Consider the following 25,171-nt stretch of genomic DNA (forward strand, 5'->3'; position numbering starts at 1 on the left):
TCACCGGTTCGGTGGGCATCGAGTGGACCGTCATCGAGAAGGTCCTGTCGGTCGAGGCGGGCGCCGGCTACGCCCATAGCTGGTCGTACGCGAAGTTCTCGGGCTGGTCCACGACCACCCGTATCACCGTCCCGCCGAAGCGGGTGGGCCGGATGGCGATGCGCCCGATGCTCGCGAGCAGGTCGACTCCTGCCCCTGGCGCGGCCACGACTACAACCGGCTCCCACCGCTGCTGATGCTGCCGCCGGGCGGGCGCACCTGACTCTGCCGGTCCGCGCGGGACGCCTTGGGTGACATCACCACCCCTCCGGCCGCCAATCCGCGGACCGGTTGGGCCAGTTGCGCAGCCGCGGCACGGTCGGCCTGGTCTCCCGCGACGTTCCGCCGGGTCGTCCCGCCGCCCGGGGGATGGGTGCCCGCCGTACGGCGGGGGTGGACCGGCCACTCGTCGGATATCCCGAGCGGGGGCCGCGCTCCAGCATCGAGACATGACCCAGAACCCACGGGAAACGGTACTCACCCCATCGGCCGGCGCGCCCACCGGCGTCACCGGGAGCCCGACGGACACGGCTCCGCGCGATGACCGGCCTTCGACAGGACGTCTGATCGGCGTGGACCTCGCCCGAGGGCTGGCCGTCTTCGGGATGTACGCGGCCCATGTCGGCCCGGACCCCTCCGAAGGAGGCACGACCGGCTTCCTGATGGAACTGGCGCACGGGCGCGCCTCGGCGCTCTTCGCCTTCCTGGCCGGGTTCTCGATCATCCTGATGACCGGCCGGCGCGCCCCGAAGACGGGCCGTGCAGGCCGTCAGGCGGTCGCCAAGGTCGTGATCCGGGCACTGGTCCTGCTGGCCGTGGGCACCGCGCTGAGCCTGACCGGCACACCGGTCGAGGTGATCCTCGCCTTCTACGGCCTGTACTTCCTGATCGTCCTGCCGCTGTACCGGCTCGGTGCCCGCCCTCTGGCGGTCATCGCCGCGGCCGGTGCCCTGGTCCTGCCGCAGGTCCTGTACCTGATCAAGGGGGCCCTCGGCGAGAGCGCTCCCGGCGGTCTCTGGACCTGGCCGGCCGACGCCGACGGCGTCCTCTCGCTGCTGTTCACCGGCAGCTACCCCGTCCTGACCTGGATCCCCTTCGTCATCGCCGGCATGGCCGTGGCCCGTCTCGACCTCGCCGCGACCGCGGTACGCGTACGTCTCGCGATCGCCGGTGTCTCGCTGGCCGTCCTCGGTTACGGCGGCTCCTGGCTGGCCCTGCGCCTCGTCCCCGGCGCGCTCACGACACTCACCGAGAACAGCTGGACCGGCTCGGCCTCCTCGGCCTGGTGGTCCGACACCTGGGGCTACCCGTTCGGCGACACCCCGGCGGAGCTGCTGGTCGCCTCACCGCACAGTGAGACGACGCTGTCGATCCTGGGCAACACCGGTGTCGCGCTCGCCGTCCTCGTCGCCTGCCTGGCCGCCGTCGACGCCTTCCCGCGCGTCCACCGTCTGGCCCGGCCGGTCATCGCGGTCGGCACCATGTCGCTGACCGCGTACGTCTTCCACATCGTCGGCATCTGGTTCCTCGGCATCGAGGAGCTGCCCGGCTCGCCCCTGCATGTGCTGCTCGCCTTCATCGCCGCCATGACCGTGTTCGCGACGCTCTGGTCCCGCTTCTTCCGGCGCGGACCCCTGGAGTGGCTGCTCGGGAAGGCCACCAAGCCCGCGGAACTGGTCCGCTGAGCCGACCACGCCCCCTCCCGTCCCCCTCCATTCCCCCCTCTCCACCGATCGGAGCCTCCCCGTGCTGTTCAACCCCCTCACCAGGTCTGCGTCCAGACCTCGTCGGCAGTCCCTTCCCCGCGTTCTGCTGTCGACCGTCGTCGCCATGGGTGTGGCCGGTACCGGGCTGGCCCTCGGCGCCGCACGTTCCGACGCCGGGACGGGCGGGGAGGAGACCAGGTCGCTCGACCAGCTGTACGCCAGGGCGAAGGCCGAGGGCGGGAAGCTCGTCGTCTACGCGGGCGGCGACTGGAAGGACCAGCAGGACGACACCAAGAACGCGTTCGAGGAGCGATTCCCCGGCGTCGAGGTGGAGATGGTCGTCGACTACAGCAAGTACCAGGACGCCCGCGTCGACAACCAGCTCGCCACGGACACCCTGGTGCCCGACGTGGTCCAGTTGCAGACACTGCAGGACTTCGAGCGCTGGAAGCGCGAGGGAGTGCTGCTCCCGTACAAGCCCGCCGGCTTCGGCAAGGTCCACGACAAGTTCAAGGACAAGGACGGCGCCTGGGTCGCCACCGATGTCCTCGCGTTCGGCGCGGCCTACAACAAGGACCTCGTCGGCAAGGACGCGCCGCGCGGCGTAAGGGAGTTGGCGGACCCGAAGTGGAAGGGCCGGATCGCCTCGGCGTACCCCAACGACGACGACGCGACGCTCTACCTCTACAGCCGGTACGTGCGGAAGTTCGGCTGGGAGTGGCTCGACGGAATGGCGCGCAACACCGAGTTCCTGCGCGGCTCGGACTCCGCCGGCAACCGGATGGCGGAGGGGAAGAAGGCCGTCGGTCTCGGCGGATGGGTCACCCCCGACGCGGGGAACGACCCGGAGGCCACCACGGTCGGCATGCTTCCCCGTACCGACGACCCGTTCGTCGCCTGGGGGCAGCGCGAGGCGATCCTCAAGGACGCCCGCCATCCGGCCGCCGCCAAGCTCTTCCTCAACTGGCAGCTGTCCAAGGAGCGGCAGACCAGCGACGGTTGGTCCGTCCGCACCGACGTGGCCGCGCCCACCGGCCTGAAGAAGGTCTGGCAGTACGAGAACTCCGGCATCGACGGCTTCCCGGCCTTCATGCGCGACCGCGCCGCGGCCGAACGCCTCCGTCAGCAGATGACCGTGTACATCGGCGAGGTCAAGGGCGCTCCGACCCCGGGGCACCTGGGCCCGCACCCCGGCGGACCGCAGGCCGCTTCCCGCTGACGGCCGCTTCCCGCTGACGGCCGGCGCCCGTGTCCCTCGCGGCGGCACGGGCGTCCATGTGATCGGTGGTCGTCTCGGCGGGCCGGTTCAGCGGGGGCTGTCCGCCGGCAGCGCGCCGGGCATGGACCCGGTCGTGCGCAGGTGTTCCCGCAGCCATTGCTCGGTGTTGCCGACATGCAGGAGCGCGGCGGCCTTGCTGAGGGCGGCGTCGCGGCCGACGAGGGCGTCGAAGATCGCCTGGTGTTCGGCGAGGGTCCGGTCGGCGGCGCGGGCGTCGACCAGACCGCGCCAGATGCGCGCCCGCAGCGTGCGGCCGGAGACGCCCTCCAGGAGGGTGAGGAGCGATTCGTTGCCGGTGGCCGACACGACGGCGTGATGGAAGGCGGCGTCGTGGGCGTTGAGCCGCTCGACGTCGTCCTGTGCCTCACGCATGGCGTCCAGGTGCCGCTTCACCTCCGCGAGGCCCTCGTCGGAGATCCGGATGGCGGCCAGCGCGGTGGCGGCGGGTTCGAGCAGCCGTCTGACCTCCATCAGGTCCAGCAGGGCACCGGAGTCGCTCTGGAGCAGATCGACGGCGCCGCTGAGGCCCTCCAGCAGCAGACTCGGCTGCAGGCTGGTCACATAGGTGCCGTCGCCCCGTCTGACCTCCAGCACCCGGGCCACGGCCAGCGCCTTGACCGCCTCTCGTGCGAGGTTGCGCGACAGGCCCAGCTGGGCGGCCAGTTCCGGCTCCGGGGGCAGCTTCGACCCGGGCGGCAGGGCGCCCGACCGGATCAGCTCCCGGATCTGCGCGATGGCCTTGTCCGTCAGAGACAACGCTGAACACCTCCCGTGACTGTGGGCACATCAGCCCTGATCAGGCCTTGATCGCGAAGATCGTCCCACAGGGCGTCGGGCACGCTTCGGCGGTGGAGCTCCACGTTCCGCCCGACCTGCTCGGCATTCCGCATGCCGAGGGTGACGTTGATGATACTGGGGTGGCCGAAAGGGAAGGCCATGGCCGCCGCGGGGAGCGTCGTGCCGTGCCGTTCGCAGGTGTCCGCGATGGCGTGGGCGCGGGAGACGAGGTCCTGCGGGGCGTCCTGGTAGTCGAACTTCGCGTCCTGAGCGGGACGTTCGCGGGAGAGCAGGCCGGAGTTGAACACCCCGGCGGCCACGACGCTCTTGCCGAGTTCCAGGGCGGTGGGCAGCACGTCGTCCAGTGCGGTCTGGTCGAGGAGGGTGTAGCGGCCGGCGATCATCATCACGTCGGCCGGGGTCTCGCGGAGGAAGCGGGCGGGCATGGCCGACTGGTTCATGCCCGCCCCGATGGCGCCGATGACGCCCTGGTCGCGCAGGTCGGCGAGGGCGGGCATGGCCTCTTCGGCGGCCTGCCGCCAGTGGTCGTCGGGATCGTGCAGGTACACGACGTCCAGGCGGTCCAGCCCCATACGCGTCAGGGTGTCCTCGACGGAGCGGAGCACGCCGTCGCGGCTGAAGTCCCACTGTCTGCGCAGGTCGTCCCGTACGACGAAGCCCTCGCTGTCGACGCCACGGGGCCGCTCGTTGGGCACGAGCAGCCGCCCGACCTTGGAGGACACGGTGTACGCGTCGCGCGGCCGGTCCCGGAGGGCGGCGCCGAGCCGCTGCTCGGACAGGCCGAGCCCGTAGTGCGGTGCTGTGTCGAAGTACCGGACGCCGGCGTCCCACGCCGCGTCGATCGCGGCCGTCGCGTCGTGGGCGGGCGTGACCCGGTAGAGGTTTCCGATGACCGACGCCCCGAAGCCGAGTTCGGTCAGTTCCACGGAGGTGGTGGTGATCTTCCGGTGGCGCATGGTCTTCTCCTCGGAGGGTGCGGTCGGTCGGGGTGGCGGGTCAGCGTCTGACGTGGGCGGAGCCGCCCGTCATGAGCGCCTCGACCTCGGCGAGCGAGGCCATGGAGACGTCCCCGGGCGTGGTCATGGTGAGGGCGCCGTGGGCGGTGCCGTAGGCGAGGGCGCGTTCCAGGCCCGCTCCGGTCAGCAGGCCGTGGACGAGCCCGGCGGCGAAGCCGTCGCCCGAGCCGATCCGGTCCATGACGTGCAGCCCGGGCATGTGCGGGCCGGTGACGAAGCCGGTCTCGGGTGACCAGCCCGCCGAGGACCAGTCGTTCCTGCCCGCCGACGGCACCTCCCGCAGGGTGGTCGCCAGTACCCTCGCGTCGGGGAGCCGTGCCGCGACCTCGGCGAACGCCTCCGGCAGCGCGTCGGCGCCGATGCGTACCGCGCCGGGGTGGGCGCCCGCGAGTCCCAGGGCGCCCACCACGACATCGGCCAGCGGGGCGAGCCGCAGGTCGATCTCGCGCGCGCCCTCGGCTCCGCCACGGTCGGCCCAGAGGCTGGGACGGTAGTTGGGGTCGTAGGAGACGGTCACCCCGTGACGCCGGGCCGATGCCATCGCCTCCTCCGCGACGTCCGCGGTGGTCTCCGACAGGCCGGCGAAGATGCCACCGGTGTGGAACCAGCGCGGGCCCGCGGAGAAGACGGAGTCCCAGTCGATGTCACCCTTGCGCAGGTGGGAGACGGCGGTGTTCGCGCGGTCGCTGACCCCCAGCGCTCCACGGATGCCGAAGCCCCGCTCCACGAAGTTCAGCCCGTTGCGCGCGCCGCGGCCGACGCCGTCACCGGGCACCCAGCGGATCAGCGAGGTGTCGACGCCGCCCTGCAGGATCAGGTCCTCCACGAGCCGGCCCACCGCGTTGTCGGCGAGCGCCGTGACCACGGCCGTACGCAGACCGAAGCAGCGCCGGAGGCCGCGCGCCACGTTGTATTCACCGCCGCCCTCCCAGACCTGGAAGGTGCGAGCGGTCCGGATCCTGCTCTCGCCCGGGTCGAGGCGCAGCATCACCTCGCCCAGGGCGATCACCTCCGGTGCTCGGCCGACGCCGTTCATGCCCTGCTCCTCTCCTTGGTCACTGCCGCGACCCTGCCGCCGTCGGCGGCCCTCGAATCCGCGGTCCCGACCGCCCCGACCGCCCCGACCGCCTCGGACGTCAGGCGCCGGATCTCCGCGTACGCACCACGCCCGACAAGCCCGGCGGTCGCCATCCAGCTGCCGCCCACGGCGACGACCGCGGGGTGGCTCAGATACCCGGCCGTCCGGGCGGGCCCGATACCGCCGGTCGGCAGGAACCGTGCCTGCGGGAACGGCGCGGCGAGCGCCCGGACCGTCGCGGTTCCGCCCAGGGTTTCGGCGGGGAACAGTTTGACGGTGTCCAGGCCGGCCGCGAGAGCGCGCATGAGTTCGGTCGCGGTCGCGATGCCCGGTACGACCGCCACCCCCAGCCGACGGCAGCGGGCGACGACGTCGGGGTCGAAGCCGGGTGAGACCACGAAACGGGCCCCGGCCTCCACCGCCCGCTCCGCCTGCTCGGGGGTGAGGACCGTCCCGGCGCCGACGGTCAGCCCTCCGTGCGCGGCCATCGCCTCGATCGCCCGCTCGGCGTCCGGTGTGCGGAGGGTGACCTCGACGCAGGACGCGCCGCCGGCGGCGAGCGCCTCGGCCAGCGGGGCGGCCGTCGACACATCGGGCACGGTCAGCACCGGCATCACCCGGGTACCGTCCAGAAGGGACACGATGTCGCCGGTCATCGGCCCAGCCATCCGCCGTCGACGGGCAGGACGGCGCCGTGGACATAGGCGGCGGCGTCGGAGGCCAGGAACAGCGTGGCGCCCGCGAGGTCGTCCGCGGTGCCCCAGCGCCCGGCCGGGATACGGGCGAGGATCGCCTCGCTGCGGTCCGGATCGTCGCGCAGGGCCTGGGTGTTGTCGGTGGCGATGTAGCCCGGGGCGATCGCGTTGACGTTGACGCCGTGCGCGGCCCACTCGTTGGCCAGGGCCTTGGTCAGACCGGCGATGCCGTGCTTGGCGGCGGTGTAGCCGGGGACGGTGATGCCGCCCTGGAAACTGAGCAGCGACGCCGTGAAGATGACCTTCCCCCGGCCGCGTGCCACCATGGCCGCGCCCACGGCCCGGGTCAGGGCGAACTGCGCGTGGAGATTGACCTGGAGCACCAGGTCCCAGTCCTCGTCGCCGTGTTCGGCGGCCGGGGCCCGGCGGATGGTGCCCGCGTTGTTGACCAGGATGTCCACCGGGCGTGCGCGTCCGGCGAGTTCCTCGCCCAGCGCCCGTACGGCGTCGGGGTCGGCGAAGTCCGTGCGGATCGCCTCGAAGGAGCGGCCGGCGGCGTGCACGTCCTTCTCCACCGAGCTGCCCGACTCCTCCAGGCCGGCGCTGACGCCGATGATGTCGGCCCCGGCCTCGGCGAGCGCGCGCGCCATGGCCCGGCCGATGCCTCGGCGGGCGCCGGTGACGACGGCGAGCCGTCCGGTCAGGTCGAAGGGGTGCGCGGCGGTCATGCGAGGGCTCCCGTCGTGTCGTTCGTCGTGTCGTTCCCGCAGTCCACGAGGATCTTCATCACGTCGCCGCCGGCCTCCAGGGCCTCGAACGCCGACGGTGCCTCGGTGAGCCCGACGACCTTGCTGATCAGCCGGTCGGCGGGGATCGTGCCGTCCGCGATCAGGCCCACCGCCCGCTCGAAGTCCGCGCGGTCGTACAACCGGGCGCCGACAAGGGTGAGTTCGCGCCAGAAGAAGCGGTGCAGGTTGATCTCGCGGGGCCGGGGGTGGATGGCGACGAGGCACAGCCGGCCGCGCACCCCCAGCACCTCCACCGCCGTGTCGACGCCGCCCGCGGCGCCGGACACCTCGAAGGCGACGTCCGCGCCCGCGTCGCCCGTCCACCGCCGTACCAGCTCGGCGATGTCCTGTGCGGCGGGATCCCAGGTCGCCAGGCCCAGTTCCTCGGCGACGATGCGCCGGTGGCCGCTCAGCTCGACGACCCGGACATCGGCTCCGGCGGACCGCGCCACCAGGGCGATCAGGATGCCCACCGGTCCGCCGCCGACCACGACGACCCGCTCGCCGTCCCGGACTCCGGCGCGGCCGACGTCGTGCACGGCCACCGCCGTGGGTTCGACGAGGGCCGCCCGGTCCAGGGGGACCGCGTCGGGCAGGCGGACGAGTGTGGAGGCGGGCACCACCCAGCGCTGCTGCATCGCGCCGGGAGAGTCGATGCCGATGAAGTCGAGGTTCTGGCAGACGTGCCGATGACCCGCCAGGCAGGCGGCGCAGGTGTCGTCCCAGCGCAGCGGCATCACGGTCACCGCGTCGCCCGCGCTCCAGCCCTCGACCTCCGCTCCCACCCGGACGATCCGTCCGGACATCTCATGGCCGAGGACGGCGGGGGTGCTGACCCGGGAGTCCATGTCCCCGTGGAAGATGTGCAGGTCCGTGCCGCAGATACCGACGTAGGCCGGGGCAAGCTCCACCTCCCCGGGACCTGGCGGCGTGCTCGCGACGGGTCCCAGGTCCAGTGTGCGGGCGGCGGTGTAGCGGACGGAGAGTGACGTGGTCATCGTGATCCCAGGGTTGCTTCGGGGCGCACACCGATGGTGAGCAGAAGGTTGGCGTAGGTGCGGATGTCGGCGGTGACGACGGCCAGCGCCAGGTCGGGGGAGCGGGCGGCGTCGTAGAACGCGAAGCGGCCGAGCGTCGTGACGGGGACGGGCGCCAGCACGGAGCGATACTCGGTGATGGCCGGCGGCTCCGGTTCGCCCTCCGGGGGCACCATGACGTGGGCCGATTCCACGGGCAGGGCGCGCAGCAGCACGTCCAGCACCGTGGTGACGTCCAACAGGCCCGGAGCCAGGTTGAGATGCACCGTCCTGGCACGTTCGCCGACGGCCGTGCCCGCCGGGTAGTGGCCGTCGGCGAGCAGGACGCGCGCCCCGTGACCGGAGCCGGCCAGGGCTTCCAGGATGCCGGGATGCAGGAGTTCGGTCAGGAGCATGGCTGTGTCCTTCGCGCGGTCGCTTTCGGGGCGGGACGGAGTCCGTAGAACGCCGTCGCGGTGTCGTGGAGGACGGCACGCGTCTCGCTCTCGGAGCAGTCGAGCAGGAGTTCCTCGACGGTGGCGGCCCAGCGGTTCCAGCCGCCCGCCAGGAGACAGACGGGCCAGTCGGAGCCGAACATGAGCCGCCGCGGGCCGAAGGCGGAGAGCAGGGTGTCCCACACCGGCCGGATGTCGTCGAGGGTCCACTTGTCGTGGTCGGCCTCGGTGATGAGACCCGACACCTTGCAGTGCACCTGCGGATGGCCGGCCAGCCGGCGTATCCGCCGTTCCCAGTCGGCGAGTTCACCCCTGGCGAGGGGAGGCTTGCCCGCGTGGTCGAGGACCAGCGGCAGACCGGGGACACGCTCGGCGAGGCGGATCGCCTGGGGCAGTTGATGGTCCCGGACCAGCAGGTCGTAGCCGAGTCCCAGGTCGCGTATCCTGCACAGCCCCGACTCCACGACCGGGCGCTGCAGCCAGTCGGGGTCCGGCTCGTCCTGGACGACATGGCGCACGGCCCGCAGGTGTTCGCCGCCGGGTCCACCGCGGAGCCGGTCGAGCATGTCGCCGATCGCGAGGGACGTCAGGTCCAGCCACCCCACGACCCCGCCGATCAGGGGTTCCGTGTCGGCCAGGGCGAGCAGTTCCCGTGTCTCGGCCAGCGAGGTCACACACTGCACGACGACCGTGCGCACCAGGCGCTCCCCGGCGATCGCCCGGGTCGCGTCGGCACGGAGGCGCTGTGCGTCGAAGGACCGCCGGAGAGGGGCGTGCCGGGGCTCGTCCAGCCAGGGCTGAGGGCGCCGGTCGAGGTCCCATACATGGTGGTGGGCGTCGATCAGGCCGGGGCCGGCACTCTCAGACACGGGAGATCCAGACCGGGCCGTCGGGGTAGAGGTACTCCTTCAGGGACTCGGGATGCATCTGCGCGCTCAGCCCGGGCACGCTCGGCGCGAGGTAGTGGCCGTCGGCGATGCGCACCGGGTCGACGAAGTGCTCGTGCAGGTGGTCGACGTACTCGATGACCCGGTCCTCCGTCGTGCCGGAGACGGCGACGAAGTCGAACATCGACAGGTGCTGCACCATCTCGCACAGGCCCACACCGCCCGCGTGCGGGCAGACCGGCACCCCGAACTTCGCGGCGAGCAGCAGGATGGCGATGTTCTCGTTGACACCACCGACCCGGGCGGAGTCGATCTGCACGATGTCCACCGCGCCGGCCTGGAGCAACTGCTTGAAGACGACCCGGTTGGCCACGTGCTCCCCGGTGGCGACCTTGATCGGAGTCACGGCCGCGCGGACGGCGGCGTGGCCGAGGATGTCGTCGGGGGAGGTGGGCTCCTCGATCCAGTACGGCTGGTACGGGGCGAGGGCGCGCATCCAGTCGATGGCGGGCTGGATGTCCCATCTCTGGTTGGCGTCCACGGCGATGCGGACGGAGTCGCCGACGGTCTCGCGGGCGGTCCGCATCCGCCGTACGTCGTCCTCCAGGTCCGCCCCGACCTTCAGCTTGATCTGGGTGAAACCGTCGGCGACGGCCTCGCGGGCGAGGCGGGCCAGCTTCTCGTCGGAGTAGCCGAGCCAGCCGGGGGTGGTGGTGTAGGCGGGGTAGCCGCGTTCCAGCAGCGCGGCGGTGCGCTCCTCGCGGCCCGGCTCCGCCTTGCGCAGGATGTCCAGTGCCTCGTCGGGGGTGAGGGCGTCGCTGAGCCAGCGGAAGTCGACCTGGGCGACCAGTTCCTCGGGGGACATCTCCGCGAGCAACCGCCAGACGGGCTTGCCCGCCCGCTTGGCGGCCAGGTCCCAGGCGGCGTTGACGACCGCGCCGGTGGCCATGTGGATGGCGCCCTTCTCCGGGCCGAGCCAGCGCAGTTGGGGGTCGTGGACCAGGGAGCGCGAGAACTCCCCGAGGTCGCCGCAGACCTCCTCGACCGAGCGGCCGACGACGTGGGGGGCGAGCGTGGCGATGGCGGCGGCCTGGGCGTCGTTGCCGCGGCCGGTGGTGAAGGCCAGGGCATGACCCTCCAGACCGTCACCGGCGTCGGTGCGCAGGACGACGTAGGCGGCGGAGTAGTCGGGTTCGGGGTTCATCGCGTCCGACCCGTCCAGGTGCTCGGACGTCGGGAAACGCACGTCCAGGACATCCAGGGCGATGATGCGGGCGGACGGGGACAGGGCAGAGGGCATGGGGGCAACTCCTGTGAAGGCGCCGAGCGTGCTCGGGCGGTGACGTGGACGCGGGTCGTCCGGCCTGCGGAGGCGGGCGCGGCGGTCTACTCCTGGACCTTGCCGCCGGTGATGCGGGAGATGGTCAACGCGACCAGGATGATCAGGCCGTTGAGGGCGCCGATCCACTGCGCGGGCACGCCCGCGAGGGTGAGGACGTTCTGGATCATGAAGAGCAGCAGGATGCCGCTGAAGGCCCCGAACATGGTGCCCTTGCCGCCGTTGAGGCTGATCCCGCCGATCACGGCGGCGGCGAAGACAGTGAAGATGTACCCGTTGCCCTGCGCGGAGGCGACGGACGCGAGCCGTCCGGAGAGCAGCAGTCCGGCGAGGGCGGCGAGCAGGCTGCCGGTGACGATGACGATCCACAGCACCCGGTCGGTGCGGATGCCGGCCGCCTTGGCGGCGTCGACGTTGCCGCCGATGGCGTAGAGGGAGCGGCCGAAGCTGGTCCAGCCGAGGACGACGATGGCGACGGCGAACAGGACGAGGCAGAGCCAGATGGAGGCGGGCATCCCGAACCACTGGGCGGTGCCGAGGTAGAGCATCGACTCCGGCAGCTGGAAGAAGGTCTGGCCGCCCGAGATACCGGTGAGGACACCGCGCAGCACGATCAGCATGCCGAGGGTGACGATGAACCCGTTGAGGCCGAAGCGGATGATCAGCAGGGCGTTGATCACACCGACGAGCACGCCCACGGCGAGCGTGACCGGGATCGACCAGGCGCCGGGGAGCAGGCCGAGTCCGTGTCCGGCGCTGCCGATGGTCAGCCAGGCCGCGACACCGGGCGCGAGGCCCATGGTGGACTCCAGGGAGAGGTCCATCTTCTTGACGATCAGGACCATCGTCTGGGCGAGCACCAGCAGGGCGATCTCGGACATGGTCTGCAGGACGTTCATGAGGTTGTCGGCCTGCAGGAAGACCGGGTTGACGATCTGTCCGACGATCGCGATGGCGATGATGGCCGGCACCAGGGCGAGGTCGCGCAGCCGGGCCAGGGGGATTCTGCCGCCCAGCAGGGCGGTCCGCTTCGCGGTCGGTTCCGTGGCGTCGGGCGCGGCGGCCCCCGGCGTGTCCGCGAGGACGGTTTCAGGCATGGAGGTCCACTCCTTCCATCGCGGCCACCAGGTCGTGGTCGTGCCAGCCGCGGGCGATCTCTGAGGTCACTCGGCCCTGGAACATCACCAGGACCCGGTCGCACATACGCAGGTCGTCGAGCTCGTCGGAGGCGATGAGCACTCCGGTGCCGGTCTCCGCGGTCTCCTCGACCTTTCCGAGGAGGAACTCCTTGGACCGCACGTCGACGCCTGCGGTCGGGTTGATCAGGACCAGCAGCCGCGGGTCGTCGGCCAGAGCGCGGGCCATGACGACCTTCTGCTGGTTGCCGCCGGAGAGCCCGGAGACGGACAGTTCGGGGCCCGGTGTCTTGATCGCGAGGTTCTCGATCATGCCCTCGGCCAGCTGGTCCCGGCGTCGACCGCTGATGAATCCGCGCCGGCCGAGCCGCCGCGGTACGGACAGCGTCGCGTTGTCCGCGATCGACATGTCCGGCACGAACCCCTGGTGGTGCCGGTCCTGCGGGACGAAGCCCGCGCCGGCCGCGAGGGCGCTCGGCACGCTGCCCGGACGGGGCCTGGTCCCGGCGATCTCCACCCCACCGGTGTCGGCCGCCCGCAGCCCCACGACCGTCTCGGCCACCTCGGTGCGTCCGCTGCCCGCGGCTCCGGCGAGTCCGACGATCTCACCCGCGCCCACCTGGAACGTCACGCCGCCGTAGACGCCGTCACTGCTCAGGGCATCGACGCTCAGAGCGGCGGGAGCCGTGGTGTCGAGCGAACCGGCCCGCTGCTCCCGCTCCGCCGCGGCGGCCTCGCCGGTCATGGCGGCGACCAGCTCGGTGCGCGGAAGCCGTGCGACCGGGACGGTGACGATGTGCCGGGCGTCCCGGAACACGGTGACCGTGTCGCAGATGTCGTACACCTCCTGCAGGTGATGGCTGATGAACAGGAAGGTGACGCCCTGGCGCTGCAGATCGCGGACGCGGTCGAAGAGCCGGCTGATCGCCGCGCCGTCGAGCTGGGCGGTCGGCTCGTCGAGGATGATGAACCGGGCGCCGAAGGACAGTGCGCGGGCGATCTCGACGAACTGCCGCTGTTCCACGCTCAGATCGCCGGCCGGGGTCTGCGGGTCCACGTCCACGGACCAGGTCGACAGCAGGTCCCGCGCCCGGCCGCGCAGACCCTGCCAGCTGATCAGCCGGTGCCGGCCGTGGTCGTGCCGGTTCAGGAAGAGGTTCTCGGCGACGGTCAGCGTGGGAATGATCGTCGACTTCTGGTAGACGCAGGCGACCCGTCGGCGCCAGGCGTCGCGGTCCGCGAGCCGGGGGGCCGGCTCGCCGCCGAAGGTGACCGTCCCCTCGTCGGGGGCCTGGAGTCCGGTGAGGACGGACACCAGGGTGGACTTGCCGGCGCCGTTGCGGCCGACGAGCGCGTGGGTCTCGCCGGGCCTGATGGTGATCCGGGCGCCGTTCAGGGCGACCGTCGGACCGTACCGTTTGACTATGCCCGTCGCCTCGACGACGGGCGGGCCCGCCGGGGCCCGTCCGTCGTCCGCAGGGACGGATGCGGGGCTGACTGCGCTGTCCCCGTCTCTCATCTCAACCGCCTTGTGTACGTGGGTCGTCGAGCTGTCGGGCGGGAGCCTCAGCCGAGGTTGTTGCCCCACAGGGACGTGTCGTCGCTCTTGAGGCTGGGCACGCCGCCGTAGGTGCCGCCGTCGGCGGTCACGAGCGGGGCGGAGAGCTGGTCCTCCAGCAGGCCGTCGCGCACCTGGACGATGGTGCTGTCGTGGTCGGTCCTGCCGGGCTTGAACGTCTTCCCGTCGATCGCGGCCTTCAGGTAGTACAGGGCGTACTTGGAGTAGAGGTCCGCGGGCTGGGAGACGGTGGCGTCGATCTTGCCCTCGGCGATGGACTTGAGCTCCTCCGGAATGCCGTCGTTGGAGACGACGAAGACGTGCTTCTTGTCCTTCGGGTCGACCAGCAGGCCCTTCTGCTTCAGCACCTGGAGCGTGCCGGACAGGGCGAAACTGGACTGCATGTAGACGCCCTTGATGTCCGGGTGCTGGGTCAGCCGGGTCTGGAGCTTCTGCGCGGCGACGGCGCCGTCCCAGTTGGTGGCCTCACCGAAGACCGTGATCTTGGGGAAGTTCGTCTTCATGCACTCGTTGAACGCCTCCGTGCGGTCACGGCCGTTGATGGAGTCCAGACCGCCCTGCAGCATCACGACCTTGCCCTTGCCGCCGAGCTTGGCGCCCAGGTACTGGCAGGCCTTCTCGCCGTACGCGCGGTTGTCGGCCCGCACCACCATGTAGACCTTGCCGGAGTCGGGGCGGGTGTCGACGGTGACCACCGGGATCTTCTTGGCCTCCATCTGCGCCAGGGTGGGGGCGATGGCGGCGGTGTCCTGCGGCGCCATCGCCACGCCCTTGACGCCCTGGCTGATGAACGTCTGCGCGTTGGCGGTGAGCTTGGCGACGTCGTTCTGCGAGTTGGTGGTCTTCAGCCCGAGGCCGAGCTCCTTGGCGTACTGCGGCGTGTACTTGATGTACGAGTTCCAGAAGTCGGTGTCCGAGCGCGGGTAGTCGACACCGACCAGGGGCTGGTCGCCGCCTGCCGCGGTGGTGGTGCCGGAGCTCGAGCCGCTGCCACAGGCACTGACCAGGGCCAGTGCCGAGAGGACGGCGACGGTGGAGCTGAGGACGGTTCTGAGTCTCATGTGTTCCTCGCGCTGATCCAGTGGATTGATGGGATGTATGTATACGGCGCATGACGCGATCCTGTCTAGCCTTCCGGGGATTTTGATGGAATTGGCTGGTCGGAGCGGTGGGTCATCACATCTCTAGCGGCGCCCGTCCTGAGAATGCATCCCATTAATGTCGGGGATGTGGGGGTTGCCGACCCGACCGAGGGGGGTGCGTGCGCCCGAGTGTCGGCTCCGCCGTGCAGACATGCCATGTTTCCGGCATGACAAACAGCTCGAAAGTGAGCAATTCGCCCATAAGGGATGACCATTGGTCGTCTTTCATCCCTGCATACCTGTTGACATCAGGGGCTTACGTGGACGAACTTCTTCCGTAACATCTGGTGCCCGAGCTCCGCGAGTGTGCCGTGTCTCCTCCTGGTACGCGGGTGCCGTTTCCGTCCTCGGGCCCCTGGGCCCCGTGGTGCGCGACGGGGCTCGCCGTCGACGGATTCGGGACAGCGGGATCTCTGCCGTTCCTCGACCGGTCGCCACTCCCCATCGGCTCAACTGCGGGAAGGGCCACTTCCATCGGCGGCTGACGCTCCGAAGAGTTCACACCGCGACACCGGCATAGCGGGCATACGCAACGACTACGGAGGTTCCTGCAATGTCAAGGCCCATCAACAGACGTGCTTTCCTGGCCTGCGCCACAGGTGTCGCGGCCGCCGCGGTCGCGGGTGGCCTCATCGGCTCCGGCACCGCGCACGCGGCCCCGTCCACCTACACACCTTCATGGGACTCGGTCGACCAGCACCCGGCGGCCCCCGAGTGGTTCAAGGACGCCAAGTTCGGCATCTACTTCCACTGGGGTGTGTTCAGCGTGCCGGCGTTCGAGAGCGAGTGGTACCCGCGCCACATGTACCAGAACAACAGCGCGGCGAAGCAGCACCACGTCGCCACGTACGGCAACCCCTCCTCGTGGCCGTACCACAACTTCATCAACGGGGCGAACGATCTGGCGGGCAACCACAAGGAGTTCGCGCCGAAGCTCAAGTCGGCCGGCGGCAACTTCGACCCCGACGAGTGGGCACAGCTCTTCGCCGACGCCGGGGCGAGGTTCGCCGGGCCGGTCGCCGAGCACCACGACGGCTACTCGATGTGGGACAGCCAGGTCAACGAGTGGAACTCCGTCGACAAGGGCCCCCATCTGGACCTGCTGGAGCTGTTCACCGACGCCATCCGCGCCAAGAACCTCAAGCTGCTCGTGGCCATGCACCACGCCTACAACTACACCGGTTTCTTCGAGTTCGCGCCGGCGCAGTCGGACCCGAGCCTGAAGAAGCTCTACGGGCAGTTGGGCTCAGCCCAGGAGAACCAGCTCTGGTACGACAAGCTCAAGGATGTCGTCGACCGGGCCGAACCGGACATCCTGTGGCAGGACTTCAGACTGGACCATGTCGACGAGACACAGCGGCTGAAGTTCCTGTCGTACTACTACAACCAGGCCAACAGCTGGGGCAAGGAGGTCGTCGCCACCTACAAGGACGGCTTCAACAGCCACGGCGCGGTCTTCGACTACGAACGCGGCGGTCCCGCCGACCTCACGGCACCCTACTGGCTGACGGACGAGAGCATCTCCAGCACCAGCTGGTGCTACACCGAGGGCATCGGCTACTACAGCGTCAAGCAGATGGTGCACTCGTTCCTCGACCGGATCAGCAAGAACGGCAACGTCCTGCTCAACATCGCGCCGAAGGCCGACGGCACCATCCCCCAGGCCCAGCGCGACATCCTGCTCGGCATCGGCGACCACCTCGGGCGCTTCGGCGAGTCGGTGTACTCGACGCGGGCCTGGACGGCGTACGGCGAGGGTCCGACGAAGATGGGCGGTGCCACCTTCTCCCAGCCGACGACGGGCACCGCGCAGGACATCCGCTTCACCCGCAACAAGGCCAACAACGTCCTGTACGCCACCGTCCTCGGCTGGCCCGGCAGCTCCCTGGAGATCAAGACCCTCGGCTCCGGCCGGATCGACGTCGGCTCGCTGACCTCGGCCAAGCTGCTCGACTCCACGGCCGGCACGTACATCAACCTCGCGAACCCCACACAGAACGCGTCGGGGCTGCAGGTGACCCTGCCCTCCTCCGCCCCCTTCTCCGCCCACGCGTACGTGCTGAAGCTCAGCTTCTCCGGCGAGATACCGGGTCTCAAGCCCCTAGCCGGTGCCGTCGCCCACACCAACGTGAACTACGCGGGTGACGCCGCGGTGCTCGCCCTGGGCAGTTACACGGCCGACGAGCTGACCTCCGCCGGCGTGCCCCCGCTCAGCGTCTCCTCGCTTCGTGTGGCACCTGGACACCAGGTCATCGGCTACTCCGGTGACGACTTCAGCGGTACGTCGTGGACGTTCGGCGCCGACAACAGCGATCTGCGCACCACCGGGAACAACGACAGGATCACCTCGCTGAAGGTGGTCCTCAACCCGTCGGCCTGGCTGCGCATCACCAATGTCACCAACGGCCTGGCCCTGGACAGCGGCGGCAGCGCCACCGGCGGCTCCAACCTCAAGCAGTGGACCTGGGACGGCAGCAACAACCTGCAGTGGCACGCGGTCGACCTCGGCAACGGCTACTACAAGCTGGAGAACCGCGCCAACAGCATGGTCGCCGACGGCTGGGGTGCCACCGCCAACGGCACCGCGTGCAGGCAACTGGAGTGGAACGGCCACACCAACCAGCAGTGGAAGATCACCTATCGCGGTGACGGCCGGTACTCCCTCACCAACCGCACCACGGGTATGGCGCTGGACGGCGGGGGCAACGTCTCCTCCGGTTCCAACGCCAAGCAGTGGAGCTTCAACAGCAGCACCAACCTGCTGTGGACGTTCACCGCGCTGTGAGCGAACCCGGTGCGGCGGCCCCTGCCGGGCAGGGGCCGCCGCCCCTCCGTCAGTCGACGAGCGGGCGTGCCACCTTCAGTTCGTCGTGGTCGATCAACCAGCGGACGGACTCGAGCACGGCGGTCTCGGGTGCGTAGCGCGGCGCGTAGTCGAGCAGGGTCCTGGCCTTCTCGATGGTGAGGCAGTGGCTGCGGTAGAGGTGCTCCCAGCTCACCTCCGCCTGGTCCGGGGCGGTGGTCCGGCGGAACTGCTCCCAGGTCACCGGTTCGAGCGACGCGGTCTGCCCGAACCACCCGGCTGCCGTGTGCGCGTAGCCACGCACGTTCAGCGCGGTGGGCGCCACGACGTTGAAGTCCTCCCCCGCCGCCGCGCCGCGGTGCTCGACGGCTCGTTCAAAGGCCTGTGCGACGTCGTCCGCGTGCACATGATGCATCGACTCGACGCCGATCCCCGGAATCCGCAGAGGCTCCCCGGCCGAGAGCGCGTACCAGACCGCGGGGTCGAGGTTGCCCACCGGACCGATCGGATGCCAGCCGGGACCGACGATGTGCCCGGGGTGCAGCGAGGTGGTCACCAGTCCCCCGGAGGCCGTCTCCTCCTTCAGCATCCGTGCGATCCGGTCCTTCTGGATTCCGTACTCGCCGACGGGAGCGGTACCCGTCGTCTCAGAGATCGGCAGCTGTTGACTGGGGCCGTAGCGCCACAGGGTGCCGCAGTGCAGCAGGTGTCCGGCCTCACCGCGCAGCCGTTCCACCAGGGCGCGGGCCGAATCCAGGGTGAAGCACACCAGGTCGATGACGACGTCGGCCTTCAGTCCGGCCACCCTGTCGCCGAAGGTGCCCTCGCCGTCCTCCTGTTCACGGTCGGCGACGACCTGGCGCACCTGCTGCCATTCGGAGGCTTCGGTATAGGCGGTGCGCGTGCCACGGCTGATGTTGATCACATCATGGCCGGCTCGCACCAGGCGGGGGACGAGGAATGTGCCGATGTGCCCACTCCCACCGATAACAGCGACCCTCATGCTTGTCCGATCTCCCAGCGATCCAGGCGAAGTGCTTGCATCATCCTCGGTCTTCCTCGGCCCGCAAGCGGACCGCGATGTACGGCCGGCCCGGCAGCGGGAGGGTGAAATCCGCCTCGTACGTGCCGGGCAGTTCGGTGACCGTCATGTTCCAGGTGTCGATGACGTCCGCCCGGTAGCGGACGCCGGGAGGAAACGTGAACGCCCGTCGGCGGGGTTGGCGGGCGCCGAAGTAGATGAGCAGCTGGCGTTCCTTGACACCTCCGACCGGGAAGTCCCAGGGCGACGGTAGCGGGGCGATGCCGGCCGCGTCGGAGGGGACCTCTTCGAGGATCCGGCGCAGGAATCCCATACGGGCCGCGCTCTCGCCCTTGAGAACACCTCCCTTGGCCCACCACAGCACGTCGTCGTCGGCCAGGTGGCATTCGCCGTGGGTGACGTATCCGCCGCGGACCACCCCTTCCCAGCAACGGCGGATCATGTCCTCGGCCGTGAGGTTGCCCCAGCCGTGTTCAATGTCGCCCTCGTAGCCCAGTTCGTCCACGAGCACCGGCTTGCCCCACCGGGACCGCCATTCCGCCGTGTTCTCGGTGGGCTTCTGGATGCTGCAATGGGTGACCCAGTCGGCGGCGTTGTCCCAGATGTCGATGCACTCGTGCACGCTGATCAGGTGTCCGTGGGGGTCGTGCGCGCGGATCACCGCCGCGGTGCGGTGCCAGTGTTCGGTGTCCTTGGACCACACCAGGTCGTACTCGTTGGCCAGGGACCACCACACGTTGGGCAGCGCGGCCAGCCGGGAGACCAGGTAGCGGACATAGCGTGCGTCGGCGGCCGGGCTCATCTCGGAGAAGCCCCAGCGGTCGTAGGAGTGGAAGAGGATGAGGTCGGCCTGGATGCCGAGCCGGCCGAGCTGGGCGATCCGCTGTTCGAGGTGCCGGAAGTAGGCGGGGTTCGGACGGCGGAGGTCCCAGCCCGACTCGGGCGTCCCCTCGAAGGGGTACAGCGGCGGTTCGTTCGTGTTGAAGGTGTACGACTTCGGGAAGACGCACATCCGGATCTTGTTGAACGGGCTCTCCGCGAGCGTCCGGAGGGTCTGCTCCTCCAGTTCCTCGCCTTGGTGTGTCCAGGCGTAGGCGGTGGTCCCGACCGGCTGGTACCGGGTGCCGTCCGCGTGACGGAAGTGGAACGTCTCGTGCACGCGTACCGGCCCGTGGTCGCCGGTGCGGGCCGGTCCGCAGTGGAGGGACCCGGTGATCGCGTCCAGGGACCGGGCGTTGCTCGTCGTACGGAAGGTCCAGGTGCCCTCCTCGTCCGGCAGGAAGCGGATGCGATAGGTCCCCTCACCGTCGTAGAAACCGTGCGCGGTCAGCGACCGGTCGCCGTGGCGGAACTCCGCCCGCAGCGCGACGTCCGTGAAGGGGTTCCCGTGGTCGGGACCGTGCAGTTCCAGCTCGAACGTCCGCCACCGCGTGGCGGTTTCCTCCCGCACACACCGGGCGCTGCCGACGGGCACATCGGCCGGTTCGTAGTCGGCGGACGGAACGGGGTCCGCCTCGGCGGCGAGGGCCGACGGCTCGCGGACCGTCTCGGGGAGGGTGGCGAGATCGGCGTAGAGCGCGGCCCGCGCTTCGGGGTCGGACTGCAGCCGCGGCATGAAGTTCAGCACCTGCCGCAGCGTTCCGTGCCGGAACTGGACCAGCGTCGGTTCGTCGTCGAGGCGGGGCAGGTGTCTGCGCACCACGGCTCCGGCCTGCTCGTCGCGCAGGATCTCGCCGAGGACGGAGTCGGGACCGTAGGTCATACCGGATTCCTTGGGCTTTCTCGAGAACGTGAAGGTGTGCGGAAGAAGGGGTCGCGGGGCCGGCCTGACTGGTCGCCGACGGCCTCAGCCGAGCAGTGCGGTCCGGACGATGCGCTGGACGGCCATCGCGTCGTGCGCGGACTGCGCGGCGCGCAGCTCGCCCAGCGGCAGACGGGCCGCCTTGTCCTCCAGGGCCCGCAGCGTGGCGACGGATTCACGGACGGCGTCGGCCGGGTCCTCCCGGTAGGGGAAGAGGTCCAGCTTGAGCGGCTCGTCCCAGCCGATCTGCCGGACGACGTGCAGGAACTCCAGGGTCTCCACGAGGTGCAGCGCGCCGGCGGTCAGATCGTCGTCCCACTCGCGGTAGTTGTCGTCCAGCTCGATGTCGACGAGGCGGCCCATGGAGTGGGCGAGGGTGAGGACTTCGGCGGGGTTCTCCTTGGCGAAGAGTGAGTGTCCGAAGTCCACGACCAGGCCGACGTTGTCCACGCCCATCTGCTCGATGGCGAGCAGGCTGGTGGCGGCCGTCGACCAGAAGAGACGGTTGCGGGGCTCCTTGAGCTTGTACTCGATGGCGAAGGTGACGTCGGGGAAGTTCCGGGCGACGTCCCGGATCCCCTCGATGGCGTGGCGGCGCAGTTCGGCGTAGTCGACCTGGAAGGGATAGTCGTAACCGTCCTGGCCGGGCCAGAACTTCACGTAGCGGGCTCCGAGGCGGCCCGCCACCTCGACCGATTCATGGGCGAGTTCGACGGCGCGTCGGCGGGCGGAGGCGTCGGCGCTGGTGAACGAGCCGCTGCGGAAGCCGCGGTCGTAGATCACCGGCGTGATGTTGACGGCCGTCAGGCCGTGCGCGGTGAGGGCCTTGCCGACGTCGTCGACGGTCACCCCCTCGTCGAAGGGGTAGTTGAGGTCCAGACCGACCAACTGACCCGACGCGGCGGCCAGTTCGATGGCCCGCAGGGTCGACACGGTCGGCCCGTAGCCGTCGGTGGCGTAGCGGTCGATGATGCGGCCGAAGGTCCACATACCGCCGGTGAACGTGCGGTCGGCGGAGGCTGTCCCGGGCTTCATACGCGACCTCTTGAATGTTTATTCACTGCATTCCCTTTCGGCTGACCGGACGCTAGGTCGGCACTCGGCCGACTGTCAAGGCCCCCAACAGGGGGTTGACGGCCGCCACGCCCACCCTCCACCATCACGGCGTCATAGATATCAGGTACTGAATGGATATTCACGAATGCTGACCGCTGATCCGGACGCGGCCGCGGAGTTCCGCCGACTACGGCGCGCACTCCTGTCCGAGCGCCCTGACGAAACAGTCGAGCGGCTGCGCACCATGTCCGCGGAGATCCGCCTCATGGTTCTCGACATGATCGACAAGGCGGGGATGGGGCACATCGGCGGCGACTTCTCCGTCACCGACATCCTCGCCACGCTCTTCGGAGCCGTCGTCGACGTCGATCCGGAGCACCCCGACGCACCCGGACGCGACCGGTTCATCCTGAGCAAGGGCCACTCCGCCGCCGCCCTCTACGCCACGCTCGCCCATTGCGGATACTTCCCGCGGGCGGAACTCGCCGGCTTCACCACCGCCTCGTCCGCCCTGAACGGGCACCCCGACCGCCGCAAGGTGCCCGGTGTCGAGACCAACACCGGCCCCCTCGGGCACGGCCTCCCCGTGGCCGTCGGCTGCGCGCTCGGCGCCCGGCTGCGTGGAGACGGCAGCCGGACCGTGGTCGTCCTCGGCGACGGCGAACTGCAGGAGGGCAGCAACTGGGAGGCGGCGATGACCGCCGGGCACCAGAGGCTGGCCGGGCTGTACGCCGTGGTCGACCGGAACCGGCTGCAGCAGGGCGCCCGCACCGAGGAGACGGTCGGTCTGGATCCGCTCCCGGAGAAGTGGGCGGCTTTCCGCTGGGAGGTGCGCGAGACGGACGGCCACGACCATGCGGCCCTGCTCGCCGCCTTCGCCCCGCCGTCGAGCGGGCGCCCCGTCGCCGTCATCGCCCACACCGTCAAGGGCAAGGGTGTCTCGTTCATCGAGGACCGCGCCGAATGGCACCACAAGGTGCCGGACCCGAACCAGGTACGCGCAGCCGTAGAGGAGCTGACCCGATGACCGGTACCGTCGCCCGCCCCCTCGCCACCGCGCCGACGCACGACTGCCGACAGGTCTTCGCGGAGGAACTCATCGCACTGGCACGCGAGGACAGCCGCGTGGTCGTGGTGTGCAACGACTCCGTGGGCTCCAGCAATCTCACCGGATTCCGGGACGCCTTCCCCGACCGGTTGATCAACGTCGGCATCGCCGAACAGAACATGGTGGGCGTCGCGGCCGGCCTAGCCAACGCCGGCCAGGTGCCGTTCGTCTCCGCGGCCGGCCCGTTCCTGACCGGCCGCGCGCTGGAACAGATCAAGGCCGACTGCGCCTACAGCGGGCACAAGGTGATCCTCTGCGGCCAGAGCCCCGGCCTGGCGTACGGCGAACTCGGGCCCACGCACCACTCGGTGGAAGACCTGTCCTGGCTCCGCGCGGTCGCCGACCTCACCGTGGTCGTGCCCACCGACCGCGCCCAGACTCGCGACGCCGTCCGCTGGGCCCACTCCCACGACGGACCCAGCTATCTCCGCATCCCCCGCTTCAAGGTGCCCGACGTGACTCCTCCCGGCGCCCCCTTCGCACCGGGGCGTGCGCTGACCCTGCGGGCGGGAGACGACGTCACCCTCGTGGCCATCGGCACGATGGTCCCGCGCGCGCTGATCGCCGCCGACCGGCTGGCCGTCGAGGGCATCTCGGCCCGGGTGCTCAACACCCCCTTCGTCGCCCCCCTCGACGAGGCCGCGATCCTGCGGGCCGCCGCCGAGACCCGGGCACTCGTGGTCGCGGAGGAGGCCACCGTCAGCGGCGGCCTCGGCGCGGCCGTCGCCTCGCTCACCGGCCGGCACTCCCCCGTCCCGCTGCGGCTGCTGGGCGTGTCCGGCTTCGCGCCGACCGGCAGCCCCGAAGGTCTGCTGGAGCACTTCGGGCTGACCGCCGACGCCATGCACCGCGCCGCGCGCGAAGCCCTCGGTCTGCCATCCTCGGCGTCATGACGCCCGCTCCGCTCCTTGTCGCCGTCGACCAGGGGACCTCCGCGACCAAGGCCCTGCTGATCGACGGCGCCGGGTCCGTCGTGGGCTCGGCGTCCGTACCTATCGGCGCCGCCCACCCGCACCCCGGCTGGGTGGAGCAGTCCGCCGAGGAGATCTGGCGCAGCGTGACCCGGGCCGTCGAGGTGTGCCTGGCCGGCCGGGACGGCACCCAGGTGGCCGGCATCGGCGTGTCCAGTCAGCGGGAGTCGTGCCTGCTCTGGGAACGGTCCTCCGGACAGCCGCTCGGCCCGGTGCTCGGCTGGCAGGACCGCCGCACGGCTCCCGCCTGCGCCGAGCTGCTCGCCGAAGGAGTCGGCCCGTTCGTCCGCACGACGACCGGCCTGCCCCTGGACCCGATGTTCACCGCTCTGAAGGCGCGGTGGCTCCTCGACACGTACGACCCTGACCGCACCCGGTCCCTGCGCGGCGAACTGTGCCTGGGCACCGTCGACTCCTGGCTGCTGTGGAAGCTGAGCGGGCACACCGACCACCTCATCGAGATCGGCAACGCCTCCCGCAGCCAGCTCCTCGACCTACGCACCCGGCACTGGGACGAACGACTCCTGGACATCTTCGGCGTACCCCGTGAGGTGCTGCCCCGGATCATGGCCTCGACGGGCCCCTTCCCCGCCGTACGAGGGCTGTCGGCGGTGCCGGACGGCACCCCGGTCGGCGCCGTCCTGGGCGACTCCCATACCGCCCTCTTCGGTCACGGCGTCCGCGCACCCGGCACCGTGAAGGTGACGTACGGCACCGGCTCGTCCGTCATGGGTCTGGTCGACACCCCGACACAGGCGGAAGACTCGCTCCTCTGTCTGACCATCGCCTGGGACGACGGCACACCCGCCTATGCCCTGGAAGGAAACATCCGCTCCTCCGGTGCCACACTGCGCTGGCTCGCCGGCCTGTTCGGCACCGACGAGGCCGACCTCGCCGCACGGGCGGCGCCGGACGCCGCGGGCGTGCACCTCGTCCCGGCCTTCGGCGGACTCGGCGCGCCCTGGTGGGACAACGAGGCCACCGGGCTCGTCTGTGGACTCACCTTCGCGGCGGGCCTGCCCGAACTCGCCCGGGCCGCCCTCGAGTCCATCGCCTTCCAGGTCGAGGACGTCGTGGCCGGGCTCGACGCCCCGGGCGCCCCGGTCACCACCCTGCTCGCCGACGGTGGCCCCACCGGCAACGCGACGCTCATGCAACTGCAGGCGGACATCTCGGGACGGACCCTGCACCGCCCCCGTGCCCGCGCCATGTCCGCCCTGGGCGCGGCACACCTCGCGGGCCGCTCCCTCGGACTGCTCTCCAAGGAGGACCTGAGCGCTGCGACGGGTGCGGCGGACCTCTACCACCCCCAGTGGTCGCCCGCACGGCGCGCCCACCGTCTGAGCGCCTGGCACGAGGCGGTGTCACGGGCGAGGACGACCTCCACGGCGGCGCCGGGCACGGAGCTGTCGCCATGACGGCTCCGCCACGACCGCC

The 25,171-nt window shown here is 70.6% G+C and carries 22 protein-coding genes and 1 pseudogene; 7 read left to right on the plus strand and 16 right to left on the minus strand.

The features are described from left to right. Positions 1-11: 11 nt before the first annotated feature. Entirely contained in the window at positions 12-236 is a 225-nt protein-coding gene (locus tag J8M51_RS00735) for a hypothetical protein (RefSeq protein WP_086758717.1), read from the plus strand. A gap of 37 nt (positions 237-273) precedes the next feature. Here J8M51_RS00735 and J8M51_RS00740 read toward each other — a convergent pair. After that, positions 274-342, minus strand: a pseudogene (locus tag J8M51_RS00740) (DNA-binding response regulator); the annotation flags it as partial. A 146-nt stretch (positions 343-488) separates the two neighbouring features. Between J8M51_RS00740 and J8M51_RS00745 the strand changes: the two are divergent. Then, positions 489-1,724 (plus strand): DUF418 domain-containing protein, encoded by a 1,236-nt coding sequence (locus tag J8M51_RS00745; protein WP_398855294.1) that lies wholly within the window; start codon positions 489-491, stop codon positions 1,722-1,724. 145 nt (positions 1,725-1,869) lie between these two features. Next, positions 1,870-2,964, plus strand: coding sequence for an ABC transporter substrate-binding protein (locus J8M51_RS00750; protein WP_267298890.1), 1,095 nt, complete (start codon positions 1,870-1,872; stop codon positions 2,962-2,964). 87 nt (positions 2,965-3,051) lie between these two features. Here J8M51_RS00750 and J8M51_RS00755 read toward each other — a convergent pair whose 3' ends face one another. The 12 genes from J8M51_RS00755 to J8M51_RS00810 all read right to left on the minus strand — a co-directional run bounded on the left by J8M51_RS00755 (position 3,052) and on the right by J8M51_RS00810 (position 14,872). Then, complete coding sequence (locus tag J8M51_RS00755; RefSeq protein WP_086759535.1) at positions 3,052-3,780, minus strand: FadR/GntR family transcriptional regulator; 729 nt, start codon at positions 3,778-3,780, stop codon at positions 3,052-3,054. Continuing rightward, on the minus strand, positions 3,771-4,778 hold the full coding sequence (locus J8M51_RS00760) for an aldo/keto reductase (protein ID WP_086759534.1): 1,008 nt from the start codon (positions 4,776-4,778) through the stop codon (positions 3,771-3,773). Before J8M51_RS00760 ends, J8M51_RS00755 begins: the two co-directional genes overlap by 10 nt. Positions 4,779-4,818: 40 nt before the next feature. Beyond that, entirely contained in the window at positions 4,819-5,874 is a 1,056-nt protein-coding gene (locus J8M51_RS00765) for a sugar kinase (protein WP_086759532.1), read from the minus strand. Beyond that, on the minus strand, positions 5,871-6,572 hold the full coding sequence (locus J8M51_RS00770; protein WP_086759530.1) for a bifunctional 4-hydroxy-2-oxoglutarate aldolase/2-dehydro-3-deoxy-phosphogluconate aldolase: 702 nt from the start codon (positions 6,570-6,572) through the stop codon (positions 5,871-5,873). Before J8M51_RS00770 ends, J8M51_RS00765 begins: the two co-directional genes overlap by 4 nt. Continuing rightward, positions 6,569-7,339, minus strand: coding sequence for an SDR family oxidoreductase (locus tag J8M51_RS00775; protein WP_086759529.1), 771 nt, complete (start codon positions 7,337-7,339; stop codon positions 6,569-6,571). Before J8M51_RS00775 ends, J8M51_RS00770 begins: the two co-directional genes overlap by 4 nt. Then, positions 7,336-8,397: a zinc-dependent alcohol dehydrogenase gene (locus tag J8M51_RS00780; RefSeq protein ID WP_086759527.1), complete on the minus strand. Its 1,062-nt coding sequence runs from the start codon at positions 8,395-8,397 to the stop codon at positions 7,336-7,338. Before J8M51_RS00780 ends, J8M51_RS00775 begins: the two co-directional genes overlap by 4 nt. Continuing rightward, the gene (locus J8M51_RS00785) at positions 8,394-8,831 is read right to left on the minus strand and encodes an RbsD/FucU domain-containing protein (protein WP_086759526.1); all 438 of its coding nucleotides are present in this window, start codon (positions 8,829-8,831) and stop codon (positions 8,394-8,396) included. Before J8M51_RS00785 ends, J8M51_RS00780 begins: the two co-directional genes overlap by 4 nt. Next, on the minus strand, positions 8,822-9,739 hold the full coding sequence (locus tag J8M51_RS00790) for an amidohydrolase family protein (RefSeq protein WP_086759524.1): 918 nt from the start codon (positions 9,737-9,739) through the stop codon (positions 8,822-8,824). The genes J8M51_RS00785 and J8M51_RS00790 overlap by 10 nt, the downstream gene beginning before the upstream one ends. Next, positions 9,732-11,057 carry an L-fuconate dehydratase gene (locus tag J8M51_RS00795; protein ID WP_086759522.1) on the minus strand — a complete coding sequence of 442 codons (1,326 nt, stop codon included), beginning with the start codon at positions 11,055-11,057 and terminating at the stop codon, positions 9,732-9,734. The genes J8M51_RS00790 and J8M51_RS00795 overlap by 8 nt, the downstream gene beginning before the upstream one ends. An 86-nt stretch (positions 11,058-11,143) precedes the next feature. After that, positions 11,144-12,193 carry an ABC transporter permease gene (locus J8M51_RS00800; RefSeq protein ID WP_086759520.1) on the minus strand — a complete coding sequence of 350 codons (1,050 nt, stop codon included), beginning with the start codon at positions 12,191-12,193 and terminating at the stop codon, positions 11,144-11,146. Beyond that, the gene (locus J8M51_RS00805) at positions 12,186-13,751 is read right to left on the minus strand and encodes a sugar ABC transporter ATP-binding protein (RefSeq protein WP_086759519.1); all 1,566 of its coding nucleotides are present in this window, start codon (positions 13,749-13,751) and stop codon (positions 12,186-12,188) included. Before J8M51_RS00805 ends, J8M51_RS00800 begins: the two co-directional genes overlap by 8 nt. A gap of 47 nt (positions 13,752-13,798) precedes the next feature. After that, positions 13,799-14,872, minus strand: coding sequence for a sugar ABC transporter substrate-binding protein (locus J8M51_RS00810; RefSeq protein WP_086759517.1), 1,074 nt, complete (start codon positions 14,870-14,872; stop codon positions 13,799-13,801). 634 nt (positions 14,873-15,506) lie between these two features. Between J8M51_RS00810 and J8M51_RS00815 the strand changes: the two genes are divergently transcribed. Continuing rightward, a complete protein-coding gene (locus tag J8M51_RS00815) occupies positions 15,507-17,738 on the plus strand; it encodes an alpha-L-fucosidase (RefSeq protein ID WP_086759515.1) in 2,232 nt (743 codons plus the stop codon). 49 nt (positions 17,739-17,787) lie between these two features. On the opposite strand, the gene J8M51_RS00820 is transcribed toward J8M51_RS00815, so the two are convergent. The 3 genes from J8M51_RS00820 to J8M51_RS00830 form a co-directional block, all read right to left on the minus strand. Next, a complete protein-coding gene (locus J8M51_RS00820; protein WP_086759514.1) occupies positions 17,788-18,759 on the minus strand; it encodes an NAD-dependent epimerase/dehydratase family protein in 972 nt (323 codons plus the stop codon). A 40-nt stretch (positions 18,760-18,799) separates the two neighbouring features. Then, a complete protein-coding gene (locus tag J8M51_RS00825) occupies positions 18,800-20,560 on the minus strand; it encodes a DUF5605 domain-containing protein (RefSeq protein ID WP_086759512.1) in 1,761 nt (586 codons plus the stop codon). 84 nt (positions 20,561-20,644) lie between these two features. After that, positions 20,645-21,634: a sugar phosphate isomerase/epimerase family protein gene (locus J8M51_RS00830; RefSeq protein ID WP_086759510.1), complete on the minus strand. Its 990-nt coding sequence runs from the start codon at positions 21,632-21,634 to the stop codon at positions 20,645-20,647. 166 nt (positions 21,635-21,800) lie between these two features. Between J8M51_RS00830 and J8M51_RS00835 the strand changes: the two genes are divergently transcribed. The 3 genes from J8M51_RS00835 to J8M51_RS00845 are packed head-to-tail and all read left to right on the plus strand — an operon-like array spanning position 21,801 to position 25,152. Further along, on the plus strand, positions 21,801-22,682 hold the full coding sequence (locus tag J8M51_RS00835) for a transketolase (RefSeq protein WP_086759508.1): 882 nt from the start codon (positions 21,801-21,803) through the stop codon (positions 22,680-22,682). Continuing rightward, complete coding sequence (locus tag J8M51_RS00840; RefSeq protein WP_086759506.1) at positions 22,679-23,656, plus strand: transketolase family protein; 978 nt, start codon at positions 22,679-22,681, stop codon at positions 23,654-23,656. The genes J8M51_RS00835 and J8M51_RS00840 overlap by 4 nt, the downstream gene beginning before the upstream one ends. Further along, positions 23,653-25,152 (plus strand): FGGY family carbohydrate kinase, encoded by a 1,500-nt coding sequence (locus tag J8M51_RS00845; RefSeq protein WP_086759503.1) that lies wholly within the window; start codon positions 23,653-23,655, stop codon positions 25,150-25,152. The genes J8M51_RS00840 and J8M51_RS00845 overlap by 4 nt, the downstream gene beginning before the upstream one ends. Positions 25,153-25,171 lie beyond the last annotated feature (19 nt).

Source organism: Streptomyces griseiscabiei (assembly GCF_020010925.1).
GTDB lineage: Bacteria > Actinomycetota > Actinomycetes > Streptomycetales > Streptomycetaceae > Streptomyces > Streptomyces griseiscabiei.

What these genes read in the sequence shown, in the direction of transcription:
- J8M51_RS00830 (WP_086759510.1), bottom strand. Translation starts at nt 21,634, where the DNA reads ATGAAGCCCGGGACAGCCTCCGCCGACCGCACGTTCACCGGCGGTATG.
- J8M51_RS00785 (WP_086759526.1), bottom strand. Translation starts at nt 8,831, where the DNA reads ATGCTCCTGACCGAACTCCTGCATCCCGGCATCCTGGAAGCCCTGGCC.
- J8M51_RS00820 (WP_086759514.1), bottom strand. Translation starts at nt 18,759, where the DNA reads ATGAGGGTCGCTGTTATCGGTGGGAGTGGGCACATCGGCACATTCCTC.
- J8M51_RS00765 (WP_086759532.1), bottom strand. Translation starts at nt 5,874, where the DNA reads ATGAACGGCGTCGGCCGAGCACCGGAGGTGATCGCCCTGGGCGAGGTG.
- J8M51_RS00780 (WP_086759527.1), bottom strand. Translation starts at nt 8,397, where the DNA reads ATGACCACGTCACTCTCCGTCCGCTACACCGCCGCCCGCACACTGGAC.
- J8M51_RS00840 (WP_086759506.1), top strand. Translation starts at nt 22,679, where the DNA reads ATGACCGGTACCGTCGCCCGCCCCCTCGCCACCGCGCCGACGCACGAC.
- J8M51_RS00825 (WP_086759512.1), bottom strand. Translation starts at nt 20,560, where the DNA reads ATGACCTACGGTCCCGACTCCGTCCTCGGCGAGATCCTGCGCGACGAG.
- J8M51_RS00805 (WP_086759519.1), bottom strand. Translation starts at nt 13,751, where the DNA reads ATGAGAGACGGGGACAGCGCAGTCAGCCCCGCATCCGTCCCTGCGGAC.
- J8M51_RS00770 (WP_086759530.1), bottom strand. Translation starts at nt 6,572, where the DNA reads ATGACCGGCGACATCGTGTCCCTTCTGGACGGTACCCGGGTGATGCCG.
- J8M51_RS00775 (WP_086759529.1), bottom strand. Translation starts at nt 7,339, where the DNA reads ATGACCGCCGCGCACCCCTTCGACCTGACCGGACGGCTCGCCGTCGTC.
- J8M51_RS00795 (WP_086759522.1), bottom strand. Translation starts at nt 11,057, where the DNA reads ATGCCCTCTGCCCTGTCCCCGTCCGCCCGCATCATCGCCCTGGATGTC.
- J8M51_RS00845 (WP_086759503.1), top strand. Translation starts at nt 23,653, where the DNA reads ATGACGCCCGCTCCGCTCCTTGTCGCCGTCGACCAGGGGACCTCCGCG.
- J8M51_RS00810 (WP_086759517.1), bottom strand. Translation starts at nt 14,872, where the DNA reads ATGAGACTCAGAACCGTCCTCAGCTCCACCGTCGCCGTCCTCTCGGCA.
- J8M51_RS00760 (WP_086759534.1), bottom strand. Translation starts at nt 4,778, where the DNA reads ATGCGCCACCGGAAGATCACCACCACCTCCGTGGAACTGACCGAACTC.
- J8M51_RS00815 (WP_086759515.1), top strand. Translation starts at nt 15,507, where the DNA reads ATGTCAAGGCCCATCAACAGACGTGCTTTCCTGGCCTGCGCCACAGGT.
- J8M51_RS00800 (WP_086759520.1), bottom strand. Translation starts at nt 12,193, where the DNA reads ATGCCTGAAACCGTCCTCGCGGACACGCCGGGGGCCGCCGCGCCCGAC.
- J8M51_RS00750 (WP_267298890.1), top strand. Translation starts at nt 1,870, where the DNA reads ATGGGTGTGGCCGGTACCGGGCTGGCCCTCGGCGCCGCACGTTCCGAC.
- J8M51_RS00745 (WP_398855294.1), top strand. Translation starts at nt 489, where the DNA reads ATGACCCAGAACCCACGGGAAACGGTACTCACCCCATCGGCCGGCGCG.
- J8M51_RS00835 (WP_086759508.1), top strand. Translation starts at nt 21,801, where the DNA reads ATGCTGACCGCTGATCCGGACGCGGCCGCGGAGTTCCGCCGACTACGG.